The sequence below is a fragment of the Nonomuraea sp. NPDC048882 genome (assembly GCF_040649755.1).
GTDB lineage: Bacteria > Actinomycetota > Actinomycetes > Streptosporangiales > Streptosporangiaceae > Nonomuraea > Nonomuraea maheshkhaliensis.
The window spans coordinates 196,097-220,176 of record NZ_JBEZGB010000014.1 but is presented as its reverse complement, the minus strand read 5'-3'; the positions used below and the strand labels follow the sequence as shown (position 1 = coordinate 220,176).

The window sequence follows — 24,080 nt, the reverse complement described above, 5'->3', positions numbered from 1 at the left end:
CGGGATGTCGGTCGGGGAACTGTTCAACCCTCGCTCGATCGCCCTCGTCGGCGCCACCGACAAGTCCGGCTGGTCGATCAGCACGCTGTCCAACCTGCGCACCCACGGCTTCACCGGCTCCGTCCATCTGGTCAACCCGCGCGGCGGCGTGGTGCACGGCCTGCCCGCCTGCCGCAGCCTGACGGAGATCGCGCAGCCGGTGGATCTGGCGTACGTGATGGTGCCGACCGCGGCCGTGCTCGGCGTGCTGCGGGAAGGGGCCAAGCTGGGCATCCGGTGCTACGTGATCCTGACCGCCGGGTTCGGGGAGGCGGGCGAGGAGGGGGCGCGGCTGGAGGCCGAGGTCGCCGGCTTCGCCGCCGAGCACGGGCTGACCATCCTCGGGCCCAACGGCAACGGCTACATCAACGCCGCAGCCGGCGTGACCCCGTACGGGCTGCCCATCGCCCAGCCGCTGCTGCGCGGCGGGGTGGGCGTGGTGCTGCAGAGCGGGGCGCTGGCCAGCTCCGTGCTGTCGTTCGCGCAGGCCCGCAACGTGGGCATCAGCCTGCTCACCTCCATGGGCAACGAGTCCGTCGTCACCGTCACCGATGTCGTCGACTACCTGGTGGACGATCCCGCCACCAAGGTCATCGCGCTCTTCCTGGAGAGCATCAGGAACCCGGCCGCGTTCGCCCGCGTGGCGCGGCGGGCGCTGGAGGCGGGCAAGCCGATCGTGGCGCTCAAGATCGGCCGCAGCCGGCTCGCCTCCGACACCGCCCAGGCGCACACAGGGGCCCTGGTCGGGGACGACGACGTCATCGACGCCGTGCTGCGGCAGCTCGGCGTGATCCGGGTGCGTTCGCTGGAGGACCTCATCATCACGGCGGGGCTGCTGGCGTCCACGGGGGCGCTGCCGGGGCGCCGCGTCGGGGTCGTCACGCCGTCGGGCGGGGCCTCGGAGATCATCGCCGACCGGGCCGAGGACGAGGGGCTGGAGCTGCCGCCGTTCGCGCCGGAGACGGTGGCGCGGCTGACCGAGATCGTCCCGTCCTTCGGCGCCGTGCAGAACCCGCTCGACGTCACCGGCTACGTCCTCATCGACCGCACCCTGCTCGGCCGGGCCCTGGAGGCGGTGACCGCCGATCCGGGTATCGACCTGGTCATGCTGCTGTCGGAGCCGCCCAAGGTCGCACCGCCCGACCCGGCTCCCGTGCTGGCGACGTACGCCGCCAGCGCCCGGCGCATCGCCGCCTCTCCTGTGCCGGTCGTCGTGGTGAGCAACGTGCTGACCGACATCACCGAGTTCGGGCGGGAGGTGCAGCGGGAGACCGGGTTCCCGTACGTGGCGGGCGGGATCGAACACGGCCTGCACGCCATCGGCGCGGCCGTGCGCTGGTCGGAACTACGGGCCAGAGCACTCTCCCGTCCTACGGCTCCGCCCGCCGCCCCCTTGACCGTTCCGTCCGGTGCCACGGGGGTGTGGGCCGAGCACCGCGCCGCCGGGCTGCTGGCCTCGGCGGGGCTGCCGGTGGTGCCGTCGGAGCTGGTACACGAGGAGACGGAGGCGGTCACGGCGGCCGAACGGTTCGGCTACCCGGTGGTGCTCAAGGCGGCGGCGGAAGGGCTCGGCCACAAGAGCGACGTGGGCGGGGTCCGGCTCGGGCTGGGCTCCGGCGAGGAGGTGCGGCAGGCTTACCGGGAGGTGGCCGCCGCCGTGCCCTCGCTCGACGGCGTACTCGTCCAGCCGCAGCGCAGGGGCGGCGTCGAACTGCTGGTGGGCATCGTACGGGACCCCGCCTGGGGGCTGACGCTGGCCGTGGGGCTGGGCGGGATCTGGGTGGAGGTGCTGCGCGACACCGCGCTGCGGGTGCTGCCGGTGGACGCCGCCGAGGTACGCGCGGCACTGACGGAGCTGCGCGGCACGGCCCTGCTCGACGGGGTCAGGGGCGGCCGGCCCGCAGACCTCGACGCGGTGGCCGACATGGTGTCACGGATCGCCGCGTTCGCCGGATCGCTGGGCGACGGGCTGGAGTCCCTGGAAATCAACCCACTCCTGGTGAACGGATCCCACATCGAGGCCCTGGACGCCCTGATCACCTGGCGCTGAGCCTGCCCGCCGGCCGTCGAGGCCGCTCCAGCTTCGACACGCCATCCGGGAACCGGTCAGTCGGCGGTGGCGGGTCGGTCGGCCGTTGGGAGCGGCGCCCGTACCGTGACATGGGTGCCTTCTCCCGGTGCTGTCTCGACCGTGGCGGTGCCGCCGACCGAGGCGGCGCGGTCGATGATCGAGCGGGAGATGCCGAGCCCCGGCGGGCGCCGGTCCGGGTCGAAGCCGGTGCCGTGGTCGAGCACGCTCACCGTCACCACGCCCGCCCTGGCCTCCGCCCATACCACCGCGTGTCGTACACCCGCGTGCTTGGCCACGTTCGTCAGGGCCTCGCGCAGCGCGCCCGCCAGCGCGTCCACGATCTGCGGTGAGATGCCGCCCCGGTCCGGCGAGGCGCGCAGGCGGCCGGCGTTGAACTCCACGTGCAGCCCGCCGCCGACCGCCTGCCGCACCACCGTCTCCAGCGCGGCCAGCACGTCGCTGCCGGGATCGCCGTCGTCGCCCCGCAGGTACGCGCGCAGCCACCGCGACTCCTCCGCCACCCGCGCCCGCACCGGCGCGTCGGCGATCCACCCGTCCCTGACCAGGGCCTCCAGCGTCTGCAGGATCCGGTCGTGCAGCACGCGGGCGGTCCTCGCGCGCTCGCGTTCCTCCGACAACTGCGCGGTACGCAGCACCTCCTCGGCCCGCGCCCGGTCGAGGTCCCTGGCGTTGTGGACGAGGATCGTGGTCACGTACCAGGACACTCCGGCGTTGGCCGCCATGCCCGCCAGGTGCGGCAGCGGATGCCACCACTCGTCCCCCGCCAGGACGGCGCCGAGCGTGAACGCGCCACCCAGCAGCGCGACCCAGGCCGCCACCGCGGGCCAGGGCCGGAAGGACACCCCGACCATGACCGCCGCGAGCAGCACGTACGGCAGCGCGGTCCCCGGCCACCACGCGGCCGCGACGACGGGGGCGAACCACGGCACCGCCACACACAACGCCGCCACCAGCGCGTAGTCCGCGGCCAGCAGCCATCGGGACGGGAGCCGGCGCCGTACCCCGGCCAGCACGGAGATCGCCAGGCTGGTCAGCGTCAGGGCGGCCAACAGCACGGGAAGCGGCCCGACACCGACCCACCGGGCGTCCTCGATCACCTCCAGCGCCCCGCAGAGCACCGCCGCACCCACCTGGAGCGCCACCATCCCCACAGCCCGCATACGCTCAACAGCCGCCATGCCCGTCTCGCGAGCCGCCCTACCCGGCTCGCCTGCTGACGGGCTGGTCATGGTCGGTCGCGGCGCTCGATGCGGTCCAGGGCGGCCCTCGTGAGCTGGGCCTTGTTGCCGACCTGCAGCTTGCTTCTGATCCGCTCCACATACGTGTCCACGGTCGCCTTGCTGATCTGCAGCCGGCGGGCGATCTGGGCGTGGGTGAAGCCCTGCGCGATGTACGACAACGTCTGCTCCTCGCGCTCCGACAGCCGCGGTGGCGCGGGTCCAGCGCCACCCGGGGCCTCCAGCTCGTTCTGCAGGATGTCCGCCAGGCCCGCCGACAGGTAGAAGCCGCCGGCGGCGACCGTGCGCACGGCGTCCACGACCAATTCGGCCGGCGCGTCCTTGGTGACGTACCCGTTCGCCCCGGCCCGGATGGCGGCCAGGACGTCGGCGGGCCGTCCCGAGGCGGAGACGATCAGGACCCTCGTGACGGCCGACAGCTCCTTGATCTCGGCCACGCAGGGCCGGTCGGTGGCCAGGTACAGATCGAGGACGAGCACGTCGTGGTCGAGGTCCGAGCCGCGCAGGTCGCCGAGATCCGCGCCCTGGAGCACGACCTTGAGGTCGTCGGAGCGGTGCAGGAGGTACTCCAGGCCGTGCCGGATGAGCTCGTGGTCGTCGATCACCGCGATGCGAATCACGTCGTGTTCCCCTGGGGGCTCTGAACGCGGAGGCATGCCGGAAGGGTGGGCAAGGGCATGCAGGACCGACAAGTCCCACAAAAGTACTACAAGCAGGAATGGGCAGCCCAGAGGCCGCCCATCCCATGAATCCGGCTACTCCATCGTCGTCGATCCGGCTACCCGGTCTCCACCGATCCGGCCGATCGCCCCCAGCCGGATCCGGCTACTCCACCTCCACCGGCAGCTCGTAGATCTCCGTAGTCGGGTGCCCCGCCTTCTCGTGCACGCGCAGCACCGCCTCCTTCGACGGCCCCGACGACAGGCAGAACACCTTCCCGGAGTCCGGGTCGAGCCAGGCGCGCTCGAAGTGCACCCCCTCAGCCGCCTCGATGGCCAGGTCACGCTCGTGCGCCGCGCGCAGCTGCTCCTCGGTCGCGCCGACGAATCCGCTGTGCACGTCCATGAACTTCGGCATGACGCACCTCCTCCTACCTCCAGTTTCCCTCCAGGAGTAAGGGCGTTCCATCCCGTGCCATCTCAGGGGAGGCGGTTCGACAGGACCAGCGTGGCGGCGGAGGCGAACATGCCGCCGTTGCCCAGAACCACGCTCACCTCCACGTCCGGCACCTGCGCCGCGGCCTCCCCGCGCAGTTGCCGCACCGCCTCCTGGATGGCGAACATGCCGTACATCCCGGTGTGCGTGTACGACAGGCCGCCGCCGTTCGTGTTCATCGGCAGGCGCCCGCCGGGCGAGGTGTGGCCCTCGGCGATGAACGCGCCCGCCTCGCCCCTGCCGACGAATCCGAGGTCCTCCAGGCCGTAGATCGGCACGTGGGCGAAGGCGTCGTACACCATGAGATGATCCACGTCCTCGTGGCCGATCTTGGCCTCGGCGAAGGCCGCCTCTCCCGAGAGCCGGAAGCCCTTGGAGGTGGTGAAGTCCTCCATCTGCGAGATGATCGGCGACTCCGCGGACTCGCCGGAGCCAAGCAGGTAGACCGGGGAGCGGCGGGCCCGTTCCTCGGTGGTGACGATCAGCGCGCCGCCGCCGTCGGTCACCAGGCAGCACTCCAGCAGGTGGAACGGGTAGGCGACCATGCGCGAGCCGAGTACGTCCGCCACCGTGATGAGGTCCCGGAACATCGCCCGCGGATTGAGGTGGGCCCAGCGCCGCTGCGCCACCGCGACCTCGGCCAGCTGCTCGTGCGTGAGACCGGTCTCCTTCATGTAGCGCAGCGCCGTGATCGTGAACGACGTGGGCGGCCCGACCACCCCGTACGGCAGCTCGAACTGCCCCAGCAGCGAGTCCGGCCCCATCCCGAAGCGGCCGGCGCCGACCCGCGAGCGGCCCGACTCCCCGTGGGTGATCAGCACGGTCCGGCACAGCCCGGCCCGGACGGCGGCGGCCGCGTGGCGTACGTGGAACAGGAACGACGAGCCGCCCACACCGGTGCCGTCCAGCCAGGCGGGGGTGATGCCGAGAGCGTGGGCGATCTGGACCGGGCCCGGCGTCCCGACGGTGGCGATGCCGTCGATGTCGTGGATGCCCATCCCCGCGTCCGCGAGCGCGTTCCTGGCGGCCTCCAGGTGCAGTTGCGTCGTGGAGTGGCCGGGGAGGCGGCCGACCTCGTCGGTCTCGGCGGCGCCGGCGATCACGATGGTCATGCGGCGCCTCCCGCCGGCTCGAAGAGCGGCACGCAGACGTCCCCGCGCCGTTCGAACACCACCCGCAGCTCCATGTCCAGCGGCAGCTGCTCCGGTACGTTCGGCACACCCACGATGTTCGTCATCATGCGCACGCCCTCCTCCAGCTCCACGACCGCGATCGCGTACGGGGCCTCGTCCTCGAAGCCCGGCGCGGGGCGGTGGTTGATGACGTAGGAGTACAGGGTCGCGCGCCCGCTGACCCGGACCCATTCGACCTGGTCGCCGCCGCAACGGGGGCAGTTGGGCCGGGGGTAGAAGTAGTGCCGCTCACATGTCAGGCAGCGCTGGATGCGCAGCTCGCCCGCGGCCGTGCCATCCCAGAAGGGCTGGGTCTCGGGTGTGGGCTTCGGTGCCGGCTTCATCGGCCTCCCCAATCCTAGTTCTAGAATCACACTCTAGATCTAGGCTCGGGGAGGGCTCAAGAGCTCGGAATGCCGTTGCCGTTCCTGCCGCGCCCGGCCAGCACGTCCTCCAGCGAAGGCCGCATGTCGCCCGGCTCACGCGGGCCCGGCTGGGCGAGCTGGATCAGCACGCCGTGCGCCTCCTTGGGGTGCAGGAACACCTCCCGCCAGCGCGCGTCGGCCCGGTTGAGCCCGTGCAGGCGGTAGCCGCGGGCCGTCAGCCTGGCCACCGCCGCGTCCAGGTCGTTGACGTGGAAGTTCAGGTGGTGGACGCCTCCCCTGCCGCGGGTGAGCTCGAAGAAGCTGTCGAAGAACGTGGATCCGGCCAGCGGCTCCATGAGCTCGACCTTGCTGCCGTTGGCGTAGGTGAGCTGAAGGGTGCGAAATCCGGCGATCCGGTTGTCACCACCGCCGCCCAGATGGCGGCCGCCCAGCAGGTCACGGTAAATGGGCAGCAGGTCCGTGATCCGGGGCGCGGCCACGGCCGTGTGATCGAAGGACACCTCTAGGCCGTCGAGTTCCAGGTCCACGCGGGGGGCTCCTCACTTCGGGAATCCTAGAATTTCATTCTAGCCGCTCACTCTTGACGCCGCCGCAAGTGAGGAGCAGCATCGCAGAAGTAGATTCTAGAGCTAGCTTCTAGAACAGTACGGGGGGTTCGGCCCGACCAAGAAAGGCTGGCCATGAGGCTGTCCTACGCCCGCGAGCTCGACGAGTACCCGACCGGCGCCCGCCGCATGAAGATCCTCACGATGGCCGTGCTGGCCATCCTCATCGGCTCCTACGAAGGGCAGATCGCGCCCGTCGTTCCCCTGCTGCTCAAAGACCTCGACATGTCGCTGGCCACGTACGGCGCCGTCTCCGGCACGGCGGCCGTGGCGGGCGCCATCGCCTCCATCCTGGGCGGCCGGCTCACCGACCGGCTCGGCCGGGTGCGCCTGCTCATCCCGCTCATGGCGCTGACCGCCATCTGCTGCTTCGGCATGACCCTCGTCCACAGCCCACGCGACCTGCTGATCGCCCGGATCGTCCTCGCGTTCGTGGACGGGGTGGCCATGGCCAGCACCGCCCCGCTGATCCGCGACTTCTCGCCGCGCATGGGCCGGGCGCAGGCGTTCGGCTTCTGGACCTGGGGCCCGGTCGGCGCGAACTTCCTGGCCGCCGCCGTCGCGGGATGGACCCTGCCCATCTTCGACAACTCCTGGCGCTCCCAGTTCGTCATCATGGGCTGCTTCTCCCTGGTCATCTCCGTGATCATCGCCCTGAACATCGCCGACCTCTCCCCCGAGCTGCGGGCCAGGATCCAGCACACCGAACGAGCCGGCACCCAGGTCGTGGACCTCGGCCGGCCGCCGCGCCTGCGTTCGCTGTTCAGCCGGCCCAACATCTGGGCGCACGTCGTCGGGATCTCGCTGTGGCTGGTGCTCTACATCACGCTGTCGCTGTTCGGGCAGACCATGCTGGTCGGAGCGCTGGGTATCAGCAGTGCCGAAGCCTCCACGATCATGGCCGCGTTCTGGAGCCTCAACCTGATCACGCTCATCGTGACGGGCCGGCTCTCCGACCGCACCCAGCTGCGCAAGCCCTTCTCCCTGGCCGGCACCGTCGCCGCCGTCCTCGTCACCGCCTACCTCGCCGTCTCACTCGGCCAGGAAGGCGTCTCCACCGGCACGCTGATGGTGATCGGCGCACTGCTCGGCGGCTCGCTCGGCATCGCGTACGCGCCCTGGATGGCCAACTACTCCGAGGACGCCGAGGACGCGGACCCGCGCCTGCAAGGCACGGCGTGGGGGTTGTTCGGCTTCCTCAGCAAGGGCATCGCGGTGATCGGGCTGCTGGTCATTCCGCACGTGGTGGAGGCGACCAACTGGCAGACGTGGCTGTTCGTGGCCCTGGGCTGCCTCGTCCTGTTCATCCCAGCGATCCTGCTCTTCAACGGCCCCTGGCGCCGCCCGTCCCCGACCCCCACCACAAAGATCACCGTAGGCAAAGCCGAAGCCTGACCAGCACCCCGACACCGACAGACCCAACCACCCACAGCCACTGCCGTACACCCGGCCGAAGCACTCGGCCGCCCAAACCAGCCCACCACGGGGCTACCCCGCCACCCCGCCACGGGGCCAGCTCATCCGCACCACCACCAGAGCGACCGAGCCGGATTCATCAACCGGCCTTCACCGCCGAGCCGGGCACACCGTCGTTCCCGCCCAGCCAACCGGGTCACCTTCACCATCCACGGACCCAACAGCCTTCGCCGCCGCAGCCGACCGGCCATCCCTCACCATCCATGCGCCCGAGCAGCCCTCCGTGCCCAGCCCAGCGAGCCTCTCTACCGCTCAGCCGACTGAACCCTGCACCACCCGACCGACCGATCCCCGACAGCACTCAGCTCGGCCGATCCAGCGTCTCTGCTGAATCGACCGAGCTGCGGAGTTCGCCCGATGGCCGTCCGAACGACCAGGTGACCGACCGATCAATCGATCAGGGCCGCCCGGTCCCGGCCGATCAGTCGCGGTGCAGTTTGCGGTAGGTCACCCGGTGCGGGCGGGCCGCGTCGGCGCCCAGGCGCTCGATCTTGTTCTTCTCGTAGTCGGCGAAGTTCCCCTCGAACCAGAACCAGTTCGACCCCTCTTCCCACGCCAGGATGTGGGTGGCGATGCGGTCGAGGAACCACCGGTCGTGCGAGGTGATCACGGCGCAGCCTGGGAAGTCGAGCAGCGCGTTCTCCAGGGACGACAGCGTCTCGGTGTCGAGGTCGTTGGTGGGCTCGTCGAGCAGCAGCACGTTGCCGCCCTGCTTGAGGGTGAGTGCCAGGTTGAGCCGGTTGCGCTCGCCGCCCGAGAGCACGCCGGCCTTCTTCTGCTGGTCGGGGCCCTTGAACCCGAAGGCCGCGATGTACGCCCGCGACGGCATCTCCACGTTGCCGACCTTGATGTGGTCGAGCCCGTCGGAGACGACCTCCCAGACGTTCTTGGCGGGGTCGATGCCGCCACGGCTCTGGTCGGCGTAGGAGATCTTGACCGTGTCGCCCACGATGACCGAGCCGGCGTCGGGCGTCTCACTACCGGTGATCATGCGGAACAGCGTGGTCTTGCCGACGCCGTTGGGGCCGATGATGCCGACGATGCCGTTACGCGGCAGATCGAACGTCAGCCCCTCCATGAGCAGCCGGTCGTCGAACCCCTTGGTCAGCTTCTCGGTCTTGATCACCGTGGTGCCCAGGCGCGGACCCGGCGGGATCTGGATCTCGTCGAAGTCGAGCTTGCGGTGCTTGTCGGCCTCGGCCGCCATCTCCTCGTACCGCTGGAGCCGGGCCTTGCTCTTGGTCTGGCGGGCCTTCGGGTTGGAGCGCACCCACTCCAGCTCGTCCTCGAGGCGCTTCTTCCGCTTGACGTCCTTCTGCCCCTCCACCCTGAGCCGCTGCGTCTTGGCGTCAAGATAGGTGGAGTAGTTGCCCTCGTACGCGTAGGCGCGGCCCCGGTCGAGCTCCAGGATCCAGCCGGCGACGTTGTCGAGGAAGTAGCGGTCGTGGGTGACGGCCAGCACCGTGCCTGCGTACTTCTCCAGGTGCTGCTCCAGCCACTGCACGCTCTCAGCGTCGAGGTGGTTGGTGGGCTCGTCGAGCAGCAGCAGGTCGGGCGCCTCTAGCAGCAGCTTGCACAGCGCGACCCGGCGGCGCTCACCACCGGACAGCGTGGTCACGTCGGCGTCGGGCGGCGGGCAGCGCAGCGCGTCCATCGCCTGTTCGAGCTGGCTGTCGAGATCCCAGGCGTTGCGGTGCTCCAGCTGGTCCTGCAGCTTGCCCATCTCCGCCAGCAGCTCGTCGCTGTAGTCGGTGGCCATCTGCTCGGCGATGTCGTTGTAGCGCTGGAGCATCGCCATGGTCTCGGCAACGCCTTCCTGCACGTTGCCGAGGACCGTCTTCTCCTCGTTGAGCGGCGGCTCCTGCTGGAGCATGCCGACCGTGAAGCCCGGCATGAGCTTCGCCTCACCGTTGGACGGCTGCTCCAGGCCGGCCATCATCCGGAGCAGCGTCGACTTCCCCGTGCCGTTCGGCCCTAGAACACCGATCTTGGCTCCGGGCAGGAACGACAGCGTGACGTCGTCAAGGACAACCTTGTCGCCGTGCGCCTTGCGCACGCGCTGCAGCGTGTAGATGTACTCCGGCATGTCCTCTAGCTTAGGGGCTCCCAGGCCAGGCTTCCGACGCTCCACCGGAGTATGGCTTGGAACCGGCTTTGCCCACCCCTCACCATCCCCACGACCACCGCCGTCCCCACCACCCCCGCTCCCGCGCAGAACCGTGCGCGACCAGGGCGATGCGAAGTCGTGGTGGTTGGTGTGCGAGGCGCGCAATCAGCCCCAAAAGGGCGAGGCAATCGGCGCTGGAGGCAAGGAACTACGAGACCGCGCCGGTCGAAGCCGGAGGCAGAGGACTACGAGACCGCGCCAGTCGGAGCCGGAGGCAGAGGACTACAAGATCGCGCCAGGTGGAACGGAATGAGCCAACAGGAGCAGAACCTTTGGACGAAGGTACCGATGTACCGATGTACCGATGCGCTGATGCGCTGACCGACGTGCCGAAGTGCCGAAGTGCCGAAGTGCCGAAGTGTCCATCAGGCGGCCGGGTCGTTCGGGAGGGCTGGGGGCGGGGGCTGGACCGCGGGGATGCAGACGCGGTCTCGGCCCAACTCCTTCGCCCGGTAGAGCGCCAGGTCGGCCGCCGCCAGCAGGTCGATCAGGTCGTCGCCGTGAACGCTCATCAACGCCACCCCGATCGAGATCGTCACTCTGATCAAGGTGGCGTCAACGGGCACAGCCATGTGACCGATGCGCACGCGCAGGCGCTCGGCCACCCGGCGGGCCTCGTCGATGTCGGCGCCCGGCAGCAGGACCACGAACTCCTCACCCCCGAACCGGCCCACCACGTCGTACTCGCGGAGTTGGCTGCGCAGCGTCGACGCCACCCCCACCAGCACCTGATCGCCGGCCAGATGGCCGTGAGCGTCGTTGACCCGTTTGAAGTGATCGATGTCGATGATCAGAAGCGCCAGGGTGTCGCCGGTGCGACGGGCTCGGACGATCTCGGTGTCGGCCTCCCGCTGCCACGCGGCGGCGTTCAGCAGGCCGGTCTTGGCGTCCGTACGGGCCGCCGCCTGCAACTGCGCATGGAGGAGGCTGCGCTGGAGCAGCACCACGGGCGGCAGCGCGAGGAGCAGCAGGGCCAGGTTGAGACCGCAGCCGACGGACACGGTCACGCCCAGGCACAACTCGACGATGTCCAGCAGCAGGCTCTCCCGGTCCCACAGGACCTCGCGCCACGTGGTGTCGGGGTCGGCTGTGTGGGCGGCGATGGCGATGAGCGCGGCGTTGAGCAGGGAGAACAGTACGGCGGACGCCACGGCGATCAGGATCGGCGGGCCGCTGCCCTGCGACAGCACCCACGGATCGCTCACGAACCGGTGGAACACGACGGAGGCCGTGCATCCGGCCAACCCGATGGCGGCCGAGCTGAACACCCGTCGGTAGAGCACCGTCGCCCGCACCCGTACCTGAAGCAGGACCTGCAGCACGATCGGCGCGAACAGGGCGTAGACCGGAGGCAGGAGCAACGCGACCGGCAACCACCAGGCGGACAGCAGGTCGCGGGACACGCCGGCGGGCATGCCCAGGCGCCTGGTCGCTTCGATGCACACGGCGCCGCATCCCATGAGAGCGCCGAACATGAGCAGGTCGCGCCATTCGAAGACGGTGGACGTCGCGAACACGATGATCGCGGCCACGTCAAGTGCGACGATCGCGCACAGGTAGACCACGAGCGGGCGACGTTGCCCTAGCAATGGCCAGCGGTCGGCCAGTGTTGACACACCGTCGCGTGACTTGATCGGGACGTGACTGGTCACCGCCATCTCGTCTCCTCCCTGACTAACGATGTGTAACACAATAATTGCGGAGTGTGCGTTGCGCGATGGGAACCGATACGTTGGCAATGACCACAACGCCCGTTCACTCCACGAACGGGCCCGTGATGCAGAGCCGTTCGGGAAAGGAGCAGCCCATGGTGCGGGGCGTGACCTGGACATGACAGATGCTCTAGCCGCCTGAGGCGGGCAACTCACCATCGGTCGCTCATCGGGGTGTCTTCAGGACCCGGCCGGTGCCCCCTCCCCCTCCATTCCGCCTCTCCCACGCCCTCGCACTCACGCCACACCGCCGGCCAGCACACGACCCCGCCCTGCTCGTGCCTCTCCCTCAGTGACCGCCTCCGGCATGGGCGATCGGCACTCTTCCCTCACCGCTCGCCGCCTCGGTCTCGGTCTCGATCTCGGTGACCAGCGCCGTTCGCGCTCCCCGTTCACCGCTCCCGTTTCGGTGACCGGCTCCGTTCTTGCTCCCGGTTTCGGTAACGGGCGCCGTTCTCCCCTCCGCGCATCCCCCGCCCTCGGTGAGCGGCGCCACACTCCCCTTCCGCGTACCCTTCTGGGTCAGCGCATTCTTGCCTCCGGTCCAGCGTCCTTTCGTCCGTTCGCCTATCGCCGAGCTCACGAACCGGGTGAACGCCTCAGCCTTGACTCCGACCTCCGCCGTCCTTACCGGCTTCCGGTGGTCTTCGAGCAGACAGCGCTGCGGTCCTTTTCGGAGGCTGGGCGGCGCCATCGGCGCGGCGGACTTGCGGCGGCTCCACGCCGAGCCGACGTTGCGACGGTCTTACAGGGCCAGTGGCGCGGTCAGGGGGTGGGGCTGGCTGGTGAGGGTGTGGGGGAACCGTGGTGGCCGGTGCCCCCACACCCTCACTCCTCCTGTGCTGGTCCGCTCTACCCTCCTGTGCTGGTCCGCTCTACGCCGCCGCTCGTTCCCTCGCCTTCGGTTGTGCCTTGCTGCCCCCGACTGCGCGGCCTTCGTCAGCGCGGCCGTTTGCGTCGTCGACCTCCGTGCCGTTCAGAACGCGGACGGTGGCGTCGTTCTCGGACTTCGGCGTGCGTGCGGTGTCGCTGCTCGTCCGCCGTGTGCGTGGGGTCTTGCCCACCGAAGTCGGCGCGGGTGCGGCGGCGGTGTCCAGAGTCGGCCTGTGGGGAGTTCCGTCAGCCCAGCCCGGGAGGTGTGCGGCGCCATCGTCGGGGTCCAGCGGGTGGACGGCTCCGTCGGCCGGGCTCTGGGGGTGAGTCGTCAGGTGGTTTGAGCCTGCCCCTTCCGCCGTCGCGTCGAAGGGCGCCCGCATTCGCGTGGTCTCGTCGTGCGGGACCAGCGGGCGTACGCTGCCATCGGCCGAGCCCAGAGTCCGCGCGTCGGCACCCTCCGGGGCCAACATCTGTACGTCGCCGCCATCCGGGACCGGCGGGCGTGCGCCAGCGCCGTCAGAGGCCGGCAGGCGTGCGTCGTTGGCTTCCGGGGACGAGTGCCTGGCGGGGTGGTGGTCGGAACCGTAGGTGGAGGATTGCTCGTTGTCCTCGCGGAACTCGGGGCGGTTGAGGGGGCGCTGCTGGCGGGTGCCCATCGCCCAGTCGCGGGTTTCCTCGTCCAGTCGCTCGCGCATCTCCCTGCTCACCAGGGCGGTGCCGCCGCGCTCGGGCTTGGTGAAGACGCCGGTGCCCCACCGCAGGTCGTGGCCCACCGAGCTGGCCTCGATCTCGGGCATGAAGCGGCGGTCTCCGTCAGTGCCGAACTCGCGGATGCGCAGCCTGCCGGACACCACCACGGGATGGCCGGAACGCACCGACGCCGCGACGTTGTCTCCCAGGGCACGCCAGCAGCGGACCGTGAAGCAGACCTTGTCGCCGTCGGTCCATTGGCCTGTCTTCCTGTCGAAGTAGCGGTGTGAGGTGAGGACTTTCAGCGAGGTGACCTTGGTGCCTTCGTCGAAGCTGTACTGCCTCGGCTCTGCCGCGACGTTGCCGGTGAGTGTGATGTAGATGTCGTTCTTCTATGTACAGACCCTCATTTACCTGTGCGAACGCTCACGTTGAACCCTCGTGGGCCGTCTGTGGGCCGTCAGCCGCAGAAGCGGGCCGCCGCAGCGCGGAATCGATCGCCCTCCGCATCCGCTGCTCGGACTTCGGCATCAGGTGCGCGTACGTCCGCAGCAGCAGCGCCCCGCCATCAGCATGCCCCAGCCACTCCGCAACAGCCTTCGGGTTCTCCCCGTCCGTCAGGAGCACGCTCGCGAAGTAGTGCCGCAGCATGTGCATACCGTGCTCACGGTAACGGTGACCGCGCTTCTCCCCCGGCTTCAGCTTCGGCACGATCCCGGCCCGCGTAAGCCCGCGCTGCCAGACCTTCGTGAAGGCGGACTGATACACCGCGCCGCCGTTGCTGTTGACGAAGAACAGCCGCACCTCGACCGCCTCCCCGTCCGGTGTCCGCCAGGGCAGCGCGACCGTGACCGGCGGGAACAGCCGCATGTGCTCGGCGAGCGCGAACTTGACCGACTCCGGCAAAGGCACCTCGCGCGTCTTTCCTCCCTTCGGCAGACCGAAGAACAGCTTGCCGTTGACCACCTTGAGCTGCCGGTTCACCCCCACGAAGCCGCCGAACCAATCGACGTCGTCGGGGCTGAAACCGAAGATCTCCCCCTGCCGCATGCCGAGCCCGGCCCCGGCGTCCACCGTGGCCTGGTATCGGTCCGGCAGCGTCTCACGCATGTCGAGCACCTGGTCAGGCGTCCACACCACGAGCTTCTTCGCCACGACCTTCGGCAGTTTGACCGTCTTGCTGAGGACGGGATTCTTCAGTACCAGCTCGTCCTCGACAGCCACTGCGAACACGAGCTGGACGTTCGCCATGATGGCGCTGATCGTGATCGGCGCGAGCCCGGACGCTTCCAGCTTGGCCACCAGCCCCTGCATGACGCTGGGCCTCTTGGCCAGCACGCCGAGCTCCTTGGCACCGATCACCGGGTAGACGTGGTTCCGTAGGCGCCGGCGCATCGCGTCGCGGCTGCTGGGGTCGAGCGTGCGGTTGTCGAGCACCTCTTCGGCCTGCTTACGGAAGGTCACCTTGCCCGCGTCGGGATCGATGTAGGTGCCGCGCAGCAGGTCGGCCTCGACGACCTTCTTCCGGTTGTCGGCGTCGCCCTTCTTGCCGAAGGACTCGTTCTTTTCGCGGCCGTCAGGACCGTCGTAGCGGAGACGCCATCGTGACCCTTTCCCGTACCGCTTCGGGTCCTTTTCGAGGATCGGCTTGCCTTTGTCGTCGAACAGCAGCCGGCCGTTCTCGTCGCGGGCTTTCCGCATCCACCGGTCTTCGACGTGCGCCATGGCAGCCCTCCTCGGGGCTCGTCCAGAAATGGAGTGTGCGGCCGGGTGTGGTCACGGCCGCGGGAGCCTGTGCGGGCTCTTGGCGCTATGGGATGGGAGGGCGGCAGCTCGACGCGCTATCGGCGAGCTGGCGACGCCTTGCCTCCGCTATCGGTCGGCGCGGCCTTGCCGGTAGCCGATCCGGTATTCGATGCCGCGCCGATGCAGGAGCCAGGCGGTGGTGACGGCGAGGGCCGTACCGAGCCCGAAGAGCTGCATGGCGATCATGTGACTGAGTTCGAGCAGTCCCTGCCACCGGGGGTACGCCACCACGAAGATCAGGTTGGCGGCCCACAGTAGTGCTGTGGCGATGGGGAGAATGCGCATAGAGCCCCCCTTGAGCAGTGCGTTTCCGGCGGTTCGATTTTCAACGACCGCTGGTAGACGCCCATAAAAGCACTCAAGTTCGCTACTTCCAAGCAGGACATTAGCAAAGAAACGCCGGGTACATATTCGATTACTCTGCGTGATCAGCTAATTACTGCTTAATATATCGAATCGTGCCTATTAGGAGTTATCGGACTCTTCTATCTCTAGCCGGACAAGCTCCGCGAAACGCTTCTCAGCTTCGGACACTTCGGCCTCAGCCTGCGCCCGGATCCGCTGGACACGGTCACGCTCCGCATCCCTGATCTGCTCCAGGATTGCCCGCCGCCGCGGCGGCAACTGCGCCAGCAGCTCCTCAGTCTCCTCGTCCTCAAGGACGGGCCCGGCAGGCTCCGAAGACTCGGGGGGCGATTCGCGGGTCAGGAGGCCGGCGAGTTGGAGGGCTTCATCGTGGTCGATGCCGAGCGCGTCGGCGAGGGCGAGCACGGTGTCGGCGAGAGGTTTCGCGGACTTCATCCGGTAGAGGGTCGTCCGGTCGACGCCGGAATGCTCCTGTAGCTGGATCTGCGTCCAGCCCCGTTTGTGCTGTGCGTTGGTGACGCGTTCCCAGAACGCGTACGCGGGGCCCTTGATGCGCTCCGATCGGGCCGACTGGCGAGGGCTCATGTTGCAAGTTGTAGCACAGCCCCGTGTTGATGGCTCTACCTGCTGCCGAGCTTCCCGGATTGCGGCCCGACCGGATGTTGCACGTTGCGTATTCGATGTTGCATGTTGTAGCGTCAGAGCATCAGTTGCAACAACGCGCTACATAGGGAAGGTGACATGCATCACATCCCCGAAGCCCGACCGGAACGCGTACCGGACGGCTACACGTCCATCCGAGACGCCTGCCGCCTCCTACGTCGCAGCAGGTGGACCATCTACCGGCTCATCGCCGCCGGCGAGCTCACCGTCCTGAAGGAGGGCAACGCGCCCAACGGCCGCGTCTTCATCCTTCAGGCCAGCATCGACGCCTACCTCGAAGCCAATCGCGTCCAGCCCGCCACGTCCGCCGAGGCGGTCCAGGCGTGACCCGGCCCAAGTCGCGCACCGTCGACGACCGGCGCGACGACCAGCTCCTCAAGCTCGACGAGGTATGCGCGCTCACCCGCCGCGACCCGGCCACCGAGCGGTGGCTCCGCCACCACAAGAAGGCGCCCTACCTGTGGCGTTCCGGCCGGCGCCTCGTCGCCTGGCGATCCGACGTGATCGCCCACCTCGACGCCCAGCGCGAGGCCGATCAGCAGTCCGCCTGATCCCGTAACCGGCGCGAGGCCCAGCCGTGCACCCGGCCAGGCCCCGCTCGATCGCAACCACAACTCTCGAAAGGCATTGATCGTGTCAACAATTCTCGCAAACCCGCAAAGCACCGACGAGCTGCGCGCCCGCCTCGACCAGCTCATGGCCGCCACCCGTGACCTGACCGACAGCGCCCACGGGCCGCTCACCCACACCCTCAACCTGCTCGACGACATCGCCGACCAGACGCCCGGCCTCGACTACTCCGACTGGTCTTCGGTGTGGCTCTACGCCACGGCCGACGTGGAGAACATGCACGCCAACCGGCTCGCTGGCCACCCCTTCGAGGCGTCGGCGCGCGAACTGAAAGGCTCACTCGAAAAGCTCGCCGGGATCATCTACCGGGCGCTCGACAAGACCCAGGCACGCCAGACCAGCGAGATGTCCGCCGCCGACCAGGTCATCATGACCCTGGCCATCTACGCCGACGAGCACAGCTGCGACATCGGCGGCGGCCACCAGAGCACCGTCCTTCTCGCCGCCCTGCTCCACCGCCTCTTCGACATCACCCCCCACCACGCCATCCACCTCGCCAAACACGCCCCCCACGACGACCGCGTCAAGGCGGCCGGCCAGGCCCGAACCGAGATCCTCGACCGCATCGAGCACACTCGCCTCGCCGCCCAGGACAACCCCTGGACGCCCCAGACGGGCGACACGGTCACCCACAACGGCACCGACGGCACGTGGATCTTCCAGCAGTGGGAGGACGACGACACCGCCTGGATCCACCGACCCGACGCCCGCACCTTCCCCGCCATCGGCCGCGCCGGTAGCGGCCTCACGGACCTCGCCGGATGGCGCGACGAGCCCGAGGAGTCCGTGCTCGTCGCGGTCGCCGAGCTCCGCCCCGCCAACACCGCGGCGGAGGTGGCGGTCTGATGACGATCACCGCCATCGCCTCACACACCGTCGGCATCGAACCCATCACCGCCGACACCAGGCTCTACGTCCCCACCCCAGCGACACGCGCCGTGGTCGAACGCTACGACGGCCGCCTCGTCAAGGTCATTGCCACCGACGCTGATGCCGAGCGTACGGCCTCCACGCTGGAGGAGTACGCGCAGGCCGCCGCCCACGCATACGGCGCCGACTACGTGCCCGCCCTCACCATCCCGGACATGGCCGTCAACGAGGTCCTCCTCAAGATGGAGGCCCTCATCCGAGGCCCGTACAACGCCACCCTGCCGGAGGCGCTGCACCTCTCCACCCGTAACCCGGGGACGGCCCGGCAGGCGATGCGGCAGCTGGCTGACACGCTCCGCCTGCACCCTCGCGACCTCGCCCTGTGGGGTGCGACGCGGGCACGCGACGAGATCGTGGCCGTCCTCCGCCTCGCCGCGGGGATGCCCCGATGAGCCGCGACGAGATCACCGAGACCATCCAGCCCGTCATCGGCGAAATGGAGGACATCCTCCACCACCACACCGCCGACGGTCAGTGGCAGCCGTACGCCACCGACACGGTCGGAGTCCTCGCTGAGGCGCGGTCCCTGCTCCGCCGGCTCGACAAGCACGTCCGAGATGCCCGCGCCGAGCTGGCCCGTATCGAACGGAGCGAAAAGCGATGACCGATCCCGTGGAGTACCCCAACCCCGGCAGCGCGATCCCCGGGCAGCCCGGCTACGTCGTCGGCGAGTGCGAACACCGCGTCGCGGTATCCGAATGGCGGGCCGGATTTCGGGTCTGCGAGCGCTGCCCCGACACCCAGGAGCAGGTCACGGAGGTGTCGAAGTGACGGGCCCCGACCACTACCGCGAGGCGGAGCGCCTGGGCAGCCTGGCCCAGGGCCAGGAACTGACGTGGGCGAGGTTCACCATGGCTCAAGCCCAGATGCACGCCACGCTCGCGCTGGCCGCCGCCACCGCGCTCAACGACTGCATCAACGACAGCGGCGACGGCGGCCTGCCCCGCGACGACTGGAAGGCGTGGAAGGACGCCGCTGGAACGCCCGGGGACGGCACCTGATGGCCACCACCGCCGAGACGCTGCACCTCTCCGCACGCGTCATCGAAAACCAGCCACACCTGCGCATAGGCGCGGTGACGGCTATCCGCATCGCCGCCGGAGTCGGCCGCGCCGCCCACGAGCACGCCGAGCAAACGATCAGCGTGCTGGCCGAGCGCCTCGGCTACGCGGGTTACCGCGACCTGGCCGCCCAGGTGGAGCGCTGGTCACACATGTGCACGCCCGCCGGGATCGTCGCCGGGCTGCGTGCGGCGGCCGACGCAGAGGAGGAGGGCGTATGAGAGCCGACCAGGTCGTCACCGGAGCCATCATCCTGGCCACCGCCGCCATCCTGATCGGCTACAGCGTCCAATACCGCCGCCGGCAGCGCAGGCAGCAGCCGCCCGAGCTGGCATGGCTTGCCGGCCCGCCGCGCATGCCCGCCGGACATCCCGAGCGCTGCACCCCGGTCCGAAGCATCGCCGACCTGCTTCTGCAGGAGCGCGCGACAGAGATGTGGCCGAACAGCGAATGGCAGGCAACGCTGCTGTGCCCGCACCCGCAGCTGACCGGCCACCAGACGCGCCAGGAGGCCGTACGGGCCGCCGACCGGGGCCGCCGGGCCTCGATCACCCGGTGCGCTTGTGGAACGTTCCACGTCCACTACAGGGACCGGCGCGGGGTGGTGCGATGACCCGCCTCCGCCGCGGCATCTGCCCAAGCTGCCGTCGCTCCTACGCCCGTGTCCGCTCCACCGGCGCCATGCGGCGCCACAACGGCATCGACTCCAGCGGGTTCTCCACCGGCAAACCGTGCCCCGGTGTCGGCAAGCCGCCCCTGCCGAGCGTGGGCGGCGGCCCCGACATCGGCTACGAGGCCGACCGCGCCTACTACCTCGACGAAAGGAACGACACGTGAACCGCAGTACCTGGACAACCTTCGGCCAGCCGATCGCGCTCCTGGCCGCCATGGTCGCCGCGGCGCTCGCCGTCGCGGTCCTTATCACCCTGTCGCATCCGGCCGGGCCGGCTGTCCTGCCGACACCCCGCCCGAACCCGGCCCCGGCCGCACCGGAGACGCGATGACCAGCGCCCTGCTTGCCGCCCCCGTGATGGGGGCGGCGGGCCCGCTCCGCGTCATCGGTCTCGACCTTTCCATCACCAGCACCGGTGTCGCTTTTAGCGACGGCTCCACCTGCTGCATCAAGACCAAGACCGCTGACGGCGACTACCGCCTCACCGTCATCCGGCGCACGGTGGCTCTCGCCGTCGGCGGTCCCGAACTCATGGGCAACCCGACCGCGCCGCCGCCCACTCTGGTCGTCATCGAGGACCTGCCTGCCCATGCGAAGTCGGCCGGCATCACCGGCATGGTCCACGGCGTCGTCCGCCAACTGCTCGACGAGGCGGGCGTCCCGTACGCCCGGGTGGTTCCCTCCACGCTGAAGAAGTACGCCACGGGCAGCGGCGGCGCCGACAAGACCGCGATGGCCCTCGCAGCCTTCAAGCGCGTCGGCCGCGAGTTCGTCGACGACAAGGGCGGCGACCAGTGCGACGCCTGGTGGCTGCGCGCGATGGGCCTCGACATGCTCGGCCGCCCGGTCGTCGAACTGCCCAAGGCGCAGCGCGAATCGCTCGCCAAGGTCACATGGCCCGAGACGGCGGTGGCCTCATGAGCCGCCGACGTTCGCAGCCGCACCGCGTCGCCACGCATCGCCCCGCCGTCCGCCAGCGCCGGTTCCGCCACGACGACCTCATCGCAGTTGATCTCTTCAGCGGGTTCGGCGGGCTCACCCAGGGCATCGAGGACGCCGGGTTCACCACGATCATGGCGGCCAACCACAACGCCTACAAGGTCAAGATCCACGAGGCCAACCACCCGCACGCCGAACACTGGATTGCGGACCTGGTCGACAAGGAGGCATCCGACTACCACTCCGCCAGGGACCTTCCTCCGGCCGATCTCCTCGTGGCCGGCGTGTCCTGCGTGAACCACAGCCAGGCCAACACCAAGAAGGCCTACGCGCTGGGCATGTCGCTGTTCGACTTCGACGACCCCGACTTCGAGGAGCGCGTCACCCGATCGGAGCGCGACCGCGCGACGGCGAACTGCGTGCTCCACTACGCCGCCGAGCACCACCCCCGCCTGATCCTCGTGGAGTGCACCACTGAACTCACCTCGTGGGGCCCGGCCGTGCAAGGAAAGCGACACGGCGACGGCTCCACGTTCCAGTGGTGGCTCAAGCAGTTCGGAGTCCTGGGCTACAAGCACCGCATCCTCTACCTCAACTCGATGTTCTTCGGCGTCCCGCAGTCCTGCGACCGGCTGTACATCGTCTTCTGGGACGAGAAGCTGCCGACCCCGGACCTCGACCACCGGCCCGAATCGTGGTGCTCGGGCTGCGGCACCATCGTGCAAGCCCGCTGGACGTGGAAGACAGGGGTCCCGCCCACCGGCAGCGTTCGCTACGGCAAGCAGTACGAGTACCGGTGCCCCTCCTGTCGGCGACTCGTGATCCCGCCATCCGCGCCGTCGATCAACGCGCTCGACCTGTCCAACCTCGGCACCAAGATCGGCGACAGGCCACTCAAGGAGTTCACGGACAAGACGACCGGCGAGACCGTCCTCAGCCCGCTCGCCCCGTCCACCATGGCCAGGGCCGAACGGTGCCGGAGGCGGTTCGCCGACTTCCCCGCCGTACTCATGCCGGCCAAGGCGGAGCGCGGGTCCGAACGCCATCTGTGGCAGCCGCTCACGACGCAGACCAGCCAGCAGGAGACGGCGATCCTCTCGACCGGGGCGCTCATCGCCGCGGCGGGCAACACCTTCGAGCGGCCGGGCTCCGACTGCCGCACCCGCCACCTGGGCGAGCCCCTGCCCTCCCAGACCGCGACCAACACGCAGGCGCTTTTCACGCCTGCAGCGTCCATGGTGACGGGGCAGGTGATGGTCGCCCACCGGCACAACGGCGACGGCAAACACATCACCCAGCCGATGGACACCGTGACCTCGACTCACGAGAAAGCGGTCCTGTTCGCCGCCGTGGACAACTACCAGGGCGCACCTCGCGGCGTTCACGAGGCGCTTCCCACGCAGGGCGGCTCAGAGACGCTGGCGCTGCTCTCTGCCGGGGTGCTCCCGTTCCGGAAAAACACCCTCCCGACAACGCACGCCGAAGCCATGCCGACCGTCACCTCCGACCAGATCCCCGGCATGCTCACCGCCACCGGGAGCGCACTCAGCGCCGAGTGGCGCGAGGTCCTCGCAGACCTGAAGCTCGAAGACTGCTACCTCCGCATGCTGACCTCGCGCGAGGTCGGCGAGGGCTGCGGCTTCAAGGTCGGCCTCCCCGGCCGTCCGGGCACCTACCGAGTCTGGGGCAGCGAGCGTGATCAGGTCGACGGCTTCGGCAACGCCGTCAGCCCCCCGGTCGGCGAGTGGATCAGCCGACGGCTCCGCGCCGTCCTTCACGCCGAGTCGGTCGCGTGAGCCTGCCCGCCTGGGACAGGCGCGCCGCCTGCCGCAACCAGACCCCAGAAACCTTCTTCCTGGTCACCTACCAGCCCGCCAGTGCCAACGTGCGCGCCGCCAAAACCATCTGCCAGGGCTGCCCCGTCGTCGCCGACTGCCTCGCGTGGGCGCTCGCCAACCCGCAGCTGGCCAGCGACGGCATCTGGGGCGGCACCACTCCGATCGAGCGGGCCGCCATCCGCCGCACCGCCGACACCGAAGGGACAACCGCATGACCGCCACGCCTACATGGATCGACTGGATCCGGCCCTGGTACCCGGGCGGCGAAGACGTCGCCGCAGGCCGCTTCGACAAGCCGCCCGTCTTCATCGGCCACATCTACCGCGACTGCGAAGACCTCCTCGCCGTCGAATCCAGCCCGCGCGAAGGCTCCGGCTGGCTCGACCCGGCCGCCCCCGGCACCTGCCCGACCTGCCTGTACCGCCACGAGAACAACCCTGAAGGGGACACCGAATGAAGATCACCATCAACGCCAAGACGTTCGCCGACACCATCGCCTGGGCCGCGCAAGCCCTCAACAGCAGGCACCCCGCGCCGATCCTCGGCGGCATGCTCCTCGAAACCGGCGACGGGACGCTCACCCTGTCCGTGTTCGCCTACGACACCTCGCGCCGCATCACCGTGCCGGCCGACGTCACCGCACCCGACCGGGCGCTACTGCCCGGCCGCGTCCTCACTGAACTCGCCAAAAACCTCCCCAAGACCGAAGACGTCGATCTCACGACCGATGACCGGGAAGCCGTCATCCAGTGCGGCAAGGCAGAGTTCAGGCTCCCGCTCCTGCCCGTCGACGACTACCCCACCCTGCCGGAAACGCCGCCCGTGGCTGGCACCGTCGACGCCGGCGAGCTGGCCGCCGCGGTTACCCACACGGCCACGGCAGCCAGCAGCGACACAGCCACGCCGATGCTGACCGGCGTGTGCTTCGACATCGGAGACGGCTGCATCGACCTCGGTGCCACCAACCGCTACCGCATGGCCTGGCGCACCCTCTCCTGGGAACCCGTCCTCGACCAGGACGACGTCCCGGCCAGAGTGCTCATCCCGGCCGACATGCTCACCAGCACCGTGCGCGGCTTCCCCGGCGGGCCCGTCCAGGTCCACCTGTCCGAGCGGCTCGCCGCGTTCACCAGTTCGGGCCGCACCGTCACCATCGGCCTGCTCGACCCCGAGTTCATCGACTGCAAGGCCCGCATCGAGGAGGCCAGCAAGGACCGCACCGCGGAAGTGGACGCCGCCGAGCTGGCCGCCGTGGTCAAGCGGGTCGCCGTCCTGGCCGAACGCCTGACCCCGGTCCGGCTGTCGTGGACCGACAAGGGCGTCCTCGTCGAAGCCGGCAGCGAAGACGTGGGCCGCGCCGCCGAGCTGGTCGACTGCAAGCTCGACGGCGAGGGGCTGACCACCGCGTTCAACCCGGCGTTCCTGCTCGACGGCCTCGCCGCGGTGGGCGGCACCGCCACCTTCCACATGCTGGCTCCGGCCAAGCCGGTGCTGATCACCGGCACCACAGATCCGGAACTCCGCTACCTGGTCGTCCCGATCCGGCTCTCCGCATGACGACCACCC

30 protein-coding genes are annotated in these 24,080 nt (G+C 69.5%); 18 read left to right on the top strand and 12 right to left on the bottom strand.

The features are described from left to right. The first annotated feature begins 4 nt into the window (after window positions 1-4). Entirely contained in the window at window positions 5-2,089 is a 2,085-nt protein-coding gene (locus tag AB0C27_RS40805; protein ID WP_357856189.1) for an acetate--CoA ligase family protein, read from the top strand. A gap of 56 nt (window positions 2,090-2,145) precedes the next feature. Here AB0C27_RS40805 and AB0C27_RS40800 read toward each other — a convergent pair whose 3' ends face one another. The 6 genes from AB0C27_RS40800 to AB0C27_RS40775 form a co-directional block, all read right to left on the bottom strand. Beyond that, the gene (locus tag AB0C27_RS40800; RefSeq protein WP_357856186.1) at window positions 2,146-3,309 is read right to left on the bottom strand and encodes an ATP-binding protein; all 1,164 of its coding nucleotides are present in this window, start codon (window positions 3,307-3,309) and stop codon (window positions 2,146-2,148) included. Between the two features lie 47 nt (window positions 3,310-3,356). After that, the gene (locus AB0C27_RS40795) at window positions 3,357-3,989 is read right to left on the bottom strand and encodes a response regulator transcription factor (protein ID WP_357856183.1); all 633 of its coding nucleotides are present in this window, start codon (window positions 3,987-3,989) and stop codon (window positions 3,357-3,359) included. 205 nt (window positions 3,990-4,194) lie between these two features. Beyond that, complete coding sequence (locus tag AB0C27_RS40790; protein ID WP_357856180.1) at window positions 4,195-4,446, bottom strand: SCO4226 family nickel-binding protein; 252 nt, start codon at window positions 4,444-4,446, stop codon at window positions 4,195-4,197. A 62-nt stretch (window positions 4,447-4,508) separates the two neighbouring features. After that, window positions 4,509-5,636 (bottom strand): thiolase, encoded by a 1,128-nt coding sequence (locus tag AB0C27_RS40785; protein ID WP_357856177.1) that lies wholly within the window; start codon window positions 5,634-5,636, stop codon window positions 4,509-4,511. Beyond that, the gene (locus AB0C27_RS40780; RefSeq protein ID WP_357856174.1) at window positions 5,633-6,040 is read right to left on the bottom strand and encodes a Zn-ribbon domain-containing OB-fold protein; all 408 of its coding nucleotides are present in this window, start codon (window positions 6,038-6,040) and stop codon (window positions 5,633-5,635) included. The genes AB0C27_RS40785 and AB0C27_RS40780 overlap by 4 nt, the downstream gene beginning before the upstream one ends. A 56-nt stretch (window positions 6,041-6,096) precedes the next feature. Further along, a complete protein-coding gene (locus AB0C27_RS40775) occupies window positions 6,097-6,609 on the bottom strand; it encodes a VOC family protein (protein ID WP_357856171.1) in 513 nt (170 codons plus the stop codon). Window positions 6,610-6,762: 153 nt separating this feature from the next. Between AB0C27_RS40775 and AB0C27_RS40770 the strand changes: the two genes are divergently transcribed. Then, window positions 6,763-8,082: an MFS transporter gene (locus AB0C27_RS40770; RefSeq protein WP_357856168.1), complete on the top strand. Its 1,320-nt coding sequence runs from the start codon at window positions 6,763-6,765 to the stop codon at window positions 8,080-8,082. Between the two features lie 502 nt (window positions 8,083-8,584). Here AB0C27_RS40770 and ettA read toward each other — a convergent pair. The 6 genes from ettA to AB0C27_RS40740 all read right to left on the bottom strand — a co-directional run bounded on the left by ettA (window position 8,585) and on the right by AB0C27_RS40740 (window position 16,365). Beyond that, on the bottom strand, window positions 8,585-10,249 hold the full coding sequence (gene ettA / locus AB0C27_RS40765; RefSeq protein ID WP_357856165.1) for an energy-dependent translational throttle protein EttA: 1,665 nt from the start codon (window positions 10,247-10,249) through the stop codon (window positions 8,585-8,587). Window positions 10,250-10,695: 446 nt separating this feature from the next. Beyond that, a complete protein-coding gene (locus AB0C27_RS40760; protein WP_357856162.1) occupies window positions 10,696-11,988 on the bottom strand; it encodes a GGDEF domain-containing protein in 1,293 nt (430 codons plus the stop codon). 929 nt (window positions 11,989-12,917) lie between these two features. Further along, window positions 12,918-13,985, bottom strand: a complete 1,068-nt coding sequence (locus AB0C27_RS40755) for a single-stranded DNA-binding protein (RefSeq protein ID WP_357856378.1) — start codon at window positions 13,983-13,985, stop codon at window positions 12,918-12,920. A 49-nt stretch (window positions 13,986-14,034) separates the two neighbouring features. Then, on the bottom strand, window positions 14,035-15,333 hold the full coding sequence (locus AB0C27_RS40750) for a site-specific integrase (protein ID WP_357856159.1): 1,299 nt from the start codon (window positions 15,331-15,333) through the stop codon (window positions 14,035-14,037). A 147-nt stretch (window positions 15,334-15,480) separates the two neighbouring features. Continuing rightward, window positions 15,481-15,699, bottom strand: a complete 219-nt coding sequence (locus AB0C27_RS40745; protein ID WP_357856156.1) for a hypothetical protein — start codon at window positions 15,697-15,699, stop codon at window positions 15,481-15,483. A gap of 180 nt (window positions 15,700-15,879) precedes the next feature. After that, window positions 15,880-16,365 (bottom strand): helix-turn-helix transcriptional regulator, encoded by a 486-nt coding sequence (locus AB0C27_RS40740; protein WP_357856154.1) that lies wholly within the window; start codon window positions 16,363-16,365, stop codon window positions 15,880-15,882. Between the two features lie 156 nt (window positions 16,366-16,521). On the opposite strand from AB0C27_RS40740, the gene AB0C27_RS40735 reads away from it, so the two are divergent. The 16 genes from AB0C27_RS40735 (at window position 16,522) to dnaN (ending at window position 24,071) form a co-directional block, all read left to right on the top strand. Continuing rightward, window positions 16,522-16,770 (top strand): helix-turn-helix domain-containing protein, encoded by a 249-nt coding sequence (locus AB0C27_RS40735; protein ID WP_357856152.1) that lies wholly within the window; start codon window positions 16,522-16,524, stop codon window positions 16,768-16,770. After that, window positions 16,767-16,994, top strand: coding sequence for a hypothetical protein (locus tag AB0C27_RS40730; RefSeq protein WP_357856150.1), 228 nt, complete (start codon window positions 16,767-16,769; stop codon window positions 16,992-16,994). Before AB0C27_RS40735 ends, AB0C27_RS40730 begins: the two co-directional genes overlap by 4 nt. Before the next feature lie 82 nt (window positions 16,995-17,076). Further along, window positions 17,077-17,919 carry a hypothetical protein gene (locus AB0C27_RS40725; RefSeq protein WP_357856147.1) on the top strand — a complete coding sequence of 281 codons (843 nt, stop codon included), beginning with the start codon at window positions 17,077-17,079 and terminating at the stop codon, window positions 17,917-17,919. After that, window positions 17,919-18,395, top strand: a complete 477-nt coding sequence (locus tag AB0C27_RS40720) for a hypothetical protein (protein ID WP_357856144.1) — start codon at window positions 17,919-17,921, stop codon at window positions 18,393-18,395. Before AB0C27_RS40725 ends, AB0C27_RS40720 begins: the two co-directional genes overlap by 1 nt. Then, the gene (locus tag AB0C27_RS40715; protein WP_357856141.1) at window positions 18,392-18,607 is read left to right on the top strand and encodes a hypothetical protein; all 216 of its coding nucleotides are present in this window, start codon (window positions 18,392-18,394) and stop codon (window positions 18,605-18,607) included. Before AB0C27_RS40720 ends, AB0C27_RS40715 begins: the two co-directional genes overlap by 4 nt. Further along, window positions 18,604-18,774, top strand: coding sequence for a hypothetical protein (locus tag AB0C27_RS40710; RefSeq protein ID WP_357856138.1), 171 nt, complete (start codon window positions 18,604-18,606; stop codon window positions 18,772-18,774). Before AB0C27_RS40715 ends, AB0C27_RS40710 begins: the two co-directional genes overlap by 4 nt. After that, the gene (locus AB0C27_RS40705) at window positions 18,771-19,004 is read left to right on the top strand and encodes a hypothetical protein (RefSeq protein ID WP_357856135.1); all 234 of its coding nucleotides are present in this window, start codon (window positions 18,771-18,773) and stop codon (window positions 19,002-19,004) included. Before AB0C27_RS40710 ends, AB0C27_RS40705 begins: the two co-directional genes overlap by 4 nt. Continuing rightward, entirely contained in the window at window positions 19,004-19,285 is a 282-nt protein-coding gene (locus tag AB0C27_RS40700) for a hypothetical protein (RefSeq protein WP_357856132.1), read from the top strand. The genes AB0C27_RS40705 and AB0C27_RS40700 overlap by 1 nt, the downstream gene beginning before the upstream one ends. After that, on the top strand, window positions 19,282-19,677 hold the full coding sequence (locus tag AB0C27_RS40695) for a hypothetical protein (RefSeq protein WP_357856129.1): 396 nt from the start codon (window positions 19,282-19,284) through the stop codon (window positions 19,675-19,677). The genes AB0C27_RS40700 and AB0C27_RS40695 overlap by 4 nt, the downstream gene beginning before the upstream one ends. Beyond that, window positions 19,674-19,901 carry a hypothetical protein gene (locus AB0C27_RS40690; RefSeq protein ID WP_357856126.1) on the top strand — a complete coding sequence of 76 codons (228 nt, stop codon included), beginning with the start codon at window positions 19,674-19,676 and terminating at the stop codon, window positions 19,899-19,901. The genes AB0C27_RS40695 and AB0C27_RS40690 overlap by 4 nt, the downstream gene beginning before the upstream one ends. Then, window positions 19,898-20,068: a hypothetical protein gene (locus AB0C27_RS40685; protein WP_357856123.1), complete on the top strand. Its 171-nt coding sequence runs from the start codon at window positions 19,898-19,900 to the stop codon at window positions 20,066-20,068. The genes AB0C27_RS40690 and AB0C27_RS40685 overlap by 4 nt, the downstream gene beginning before the upstream one ends. Then, on the top strand, window positions 20,065-20,658 hold the full coding sequence (locus AB0C27_RS40680; RefSeq protein ID WP_357856120.1) for a hypothetical protein: 594 nt from the start codon (window positions 20,065-20,067) through the stop codon (window positions 20,656-20,658). Before AB0C27_RS40685 ends, AB0C27_RS40680 begins: the two co-directional genes overlap by 4 nt. Beyond that, entirely contained in the window at window positions 20,655-22,472 is a 1,818-nt protein-coding gene (locus AB0C27_RS40675; RefSeq protein WP_357856117.1) for a DNA cytosine methyltransferase, read from the top strand. Before AB0C27_RS40680 ends, AB0C27_RS40675 begins: the two co-directional genes overlap by 4 nt. Further along, window positions 22,469-22,729: a WhiB family transcriptional regulator gene (locus AB0C27_RS40670; protein WP_357856114.1), complete on the top strand. Its 261-nt coding sequence runs from the start codon at window positions 22,469-22,471 to the stop codon at window positions 22,727-22,729. The genes AB0C27_RS40675 and AB0C27_RS40670 overlap by 4 nt, the downstream gene beginning before the upstream one ends. After that, on the top strand, window positions 22,726-22,971 hold the full coding sequence (locus AB0C27_RS40665; RefSeq protein WP_357856112.1) for a hypothetical protein: 246 nt from the start codon (window positions 22,726-22,728) through the stop codon (window positions 22,969-22,971). The genes AB0C27_RS40670 and AB0C27_RS40665 overlap by 4 nt, the downstream gene beginning before the upstream one ends. Continuing rightward, window positions 22,968-24,071, top strand: coding sequence for a DNA polymerase III subunit beta (gene dnaN / locus AB0C27_RS40660; RefSeq protein ID WP_357856109.1), 1,104 nt, complete (start codon window positions 22,968-22,970; stop codon window positions 24,069-24,071). Before AB0C27_RS40665 ends, dnaN begins: the two co-directional genes overlap by 4 nt. The last annotated feature ends 9 nt before the right edge of the window (window positions 24,072-24,080 follow it).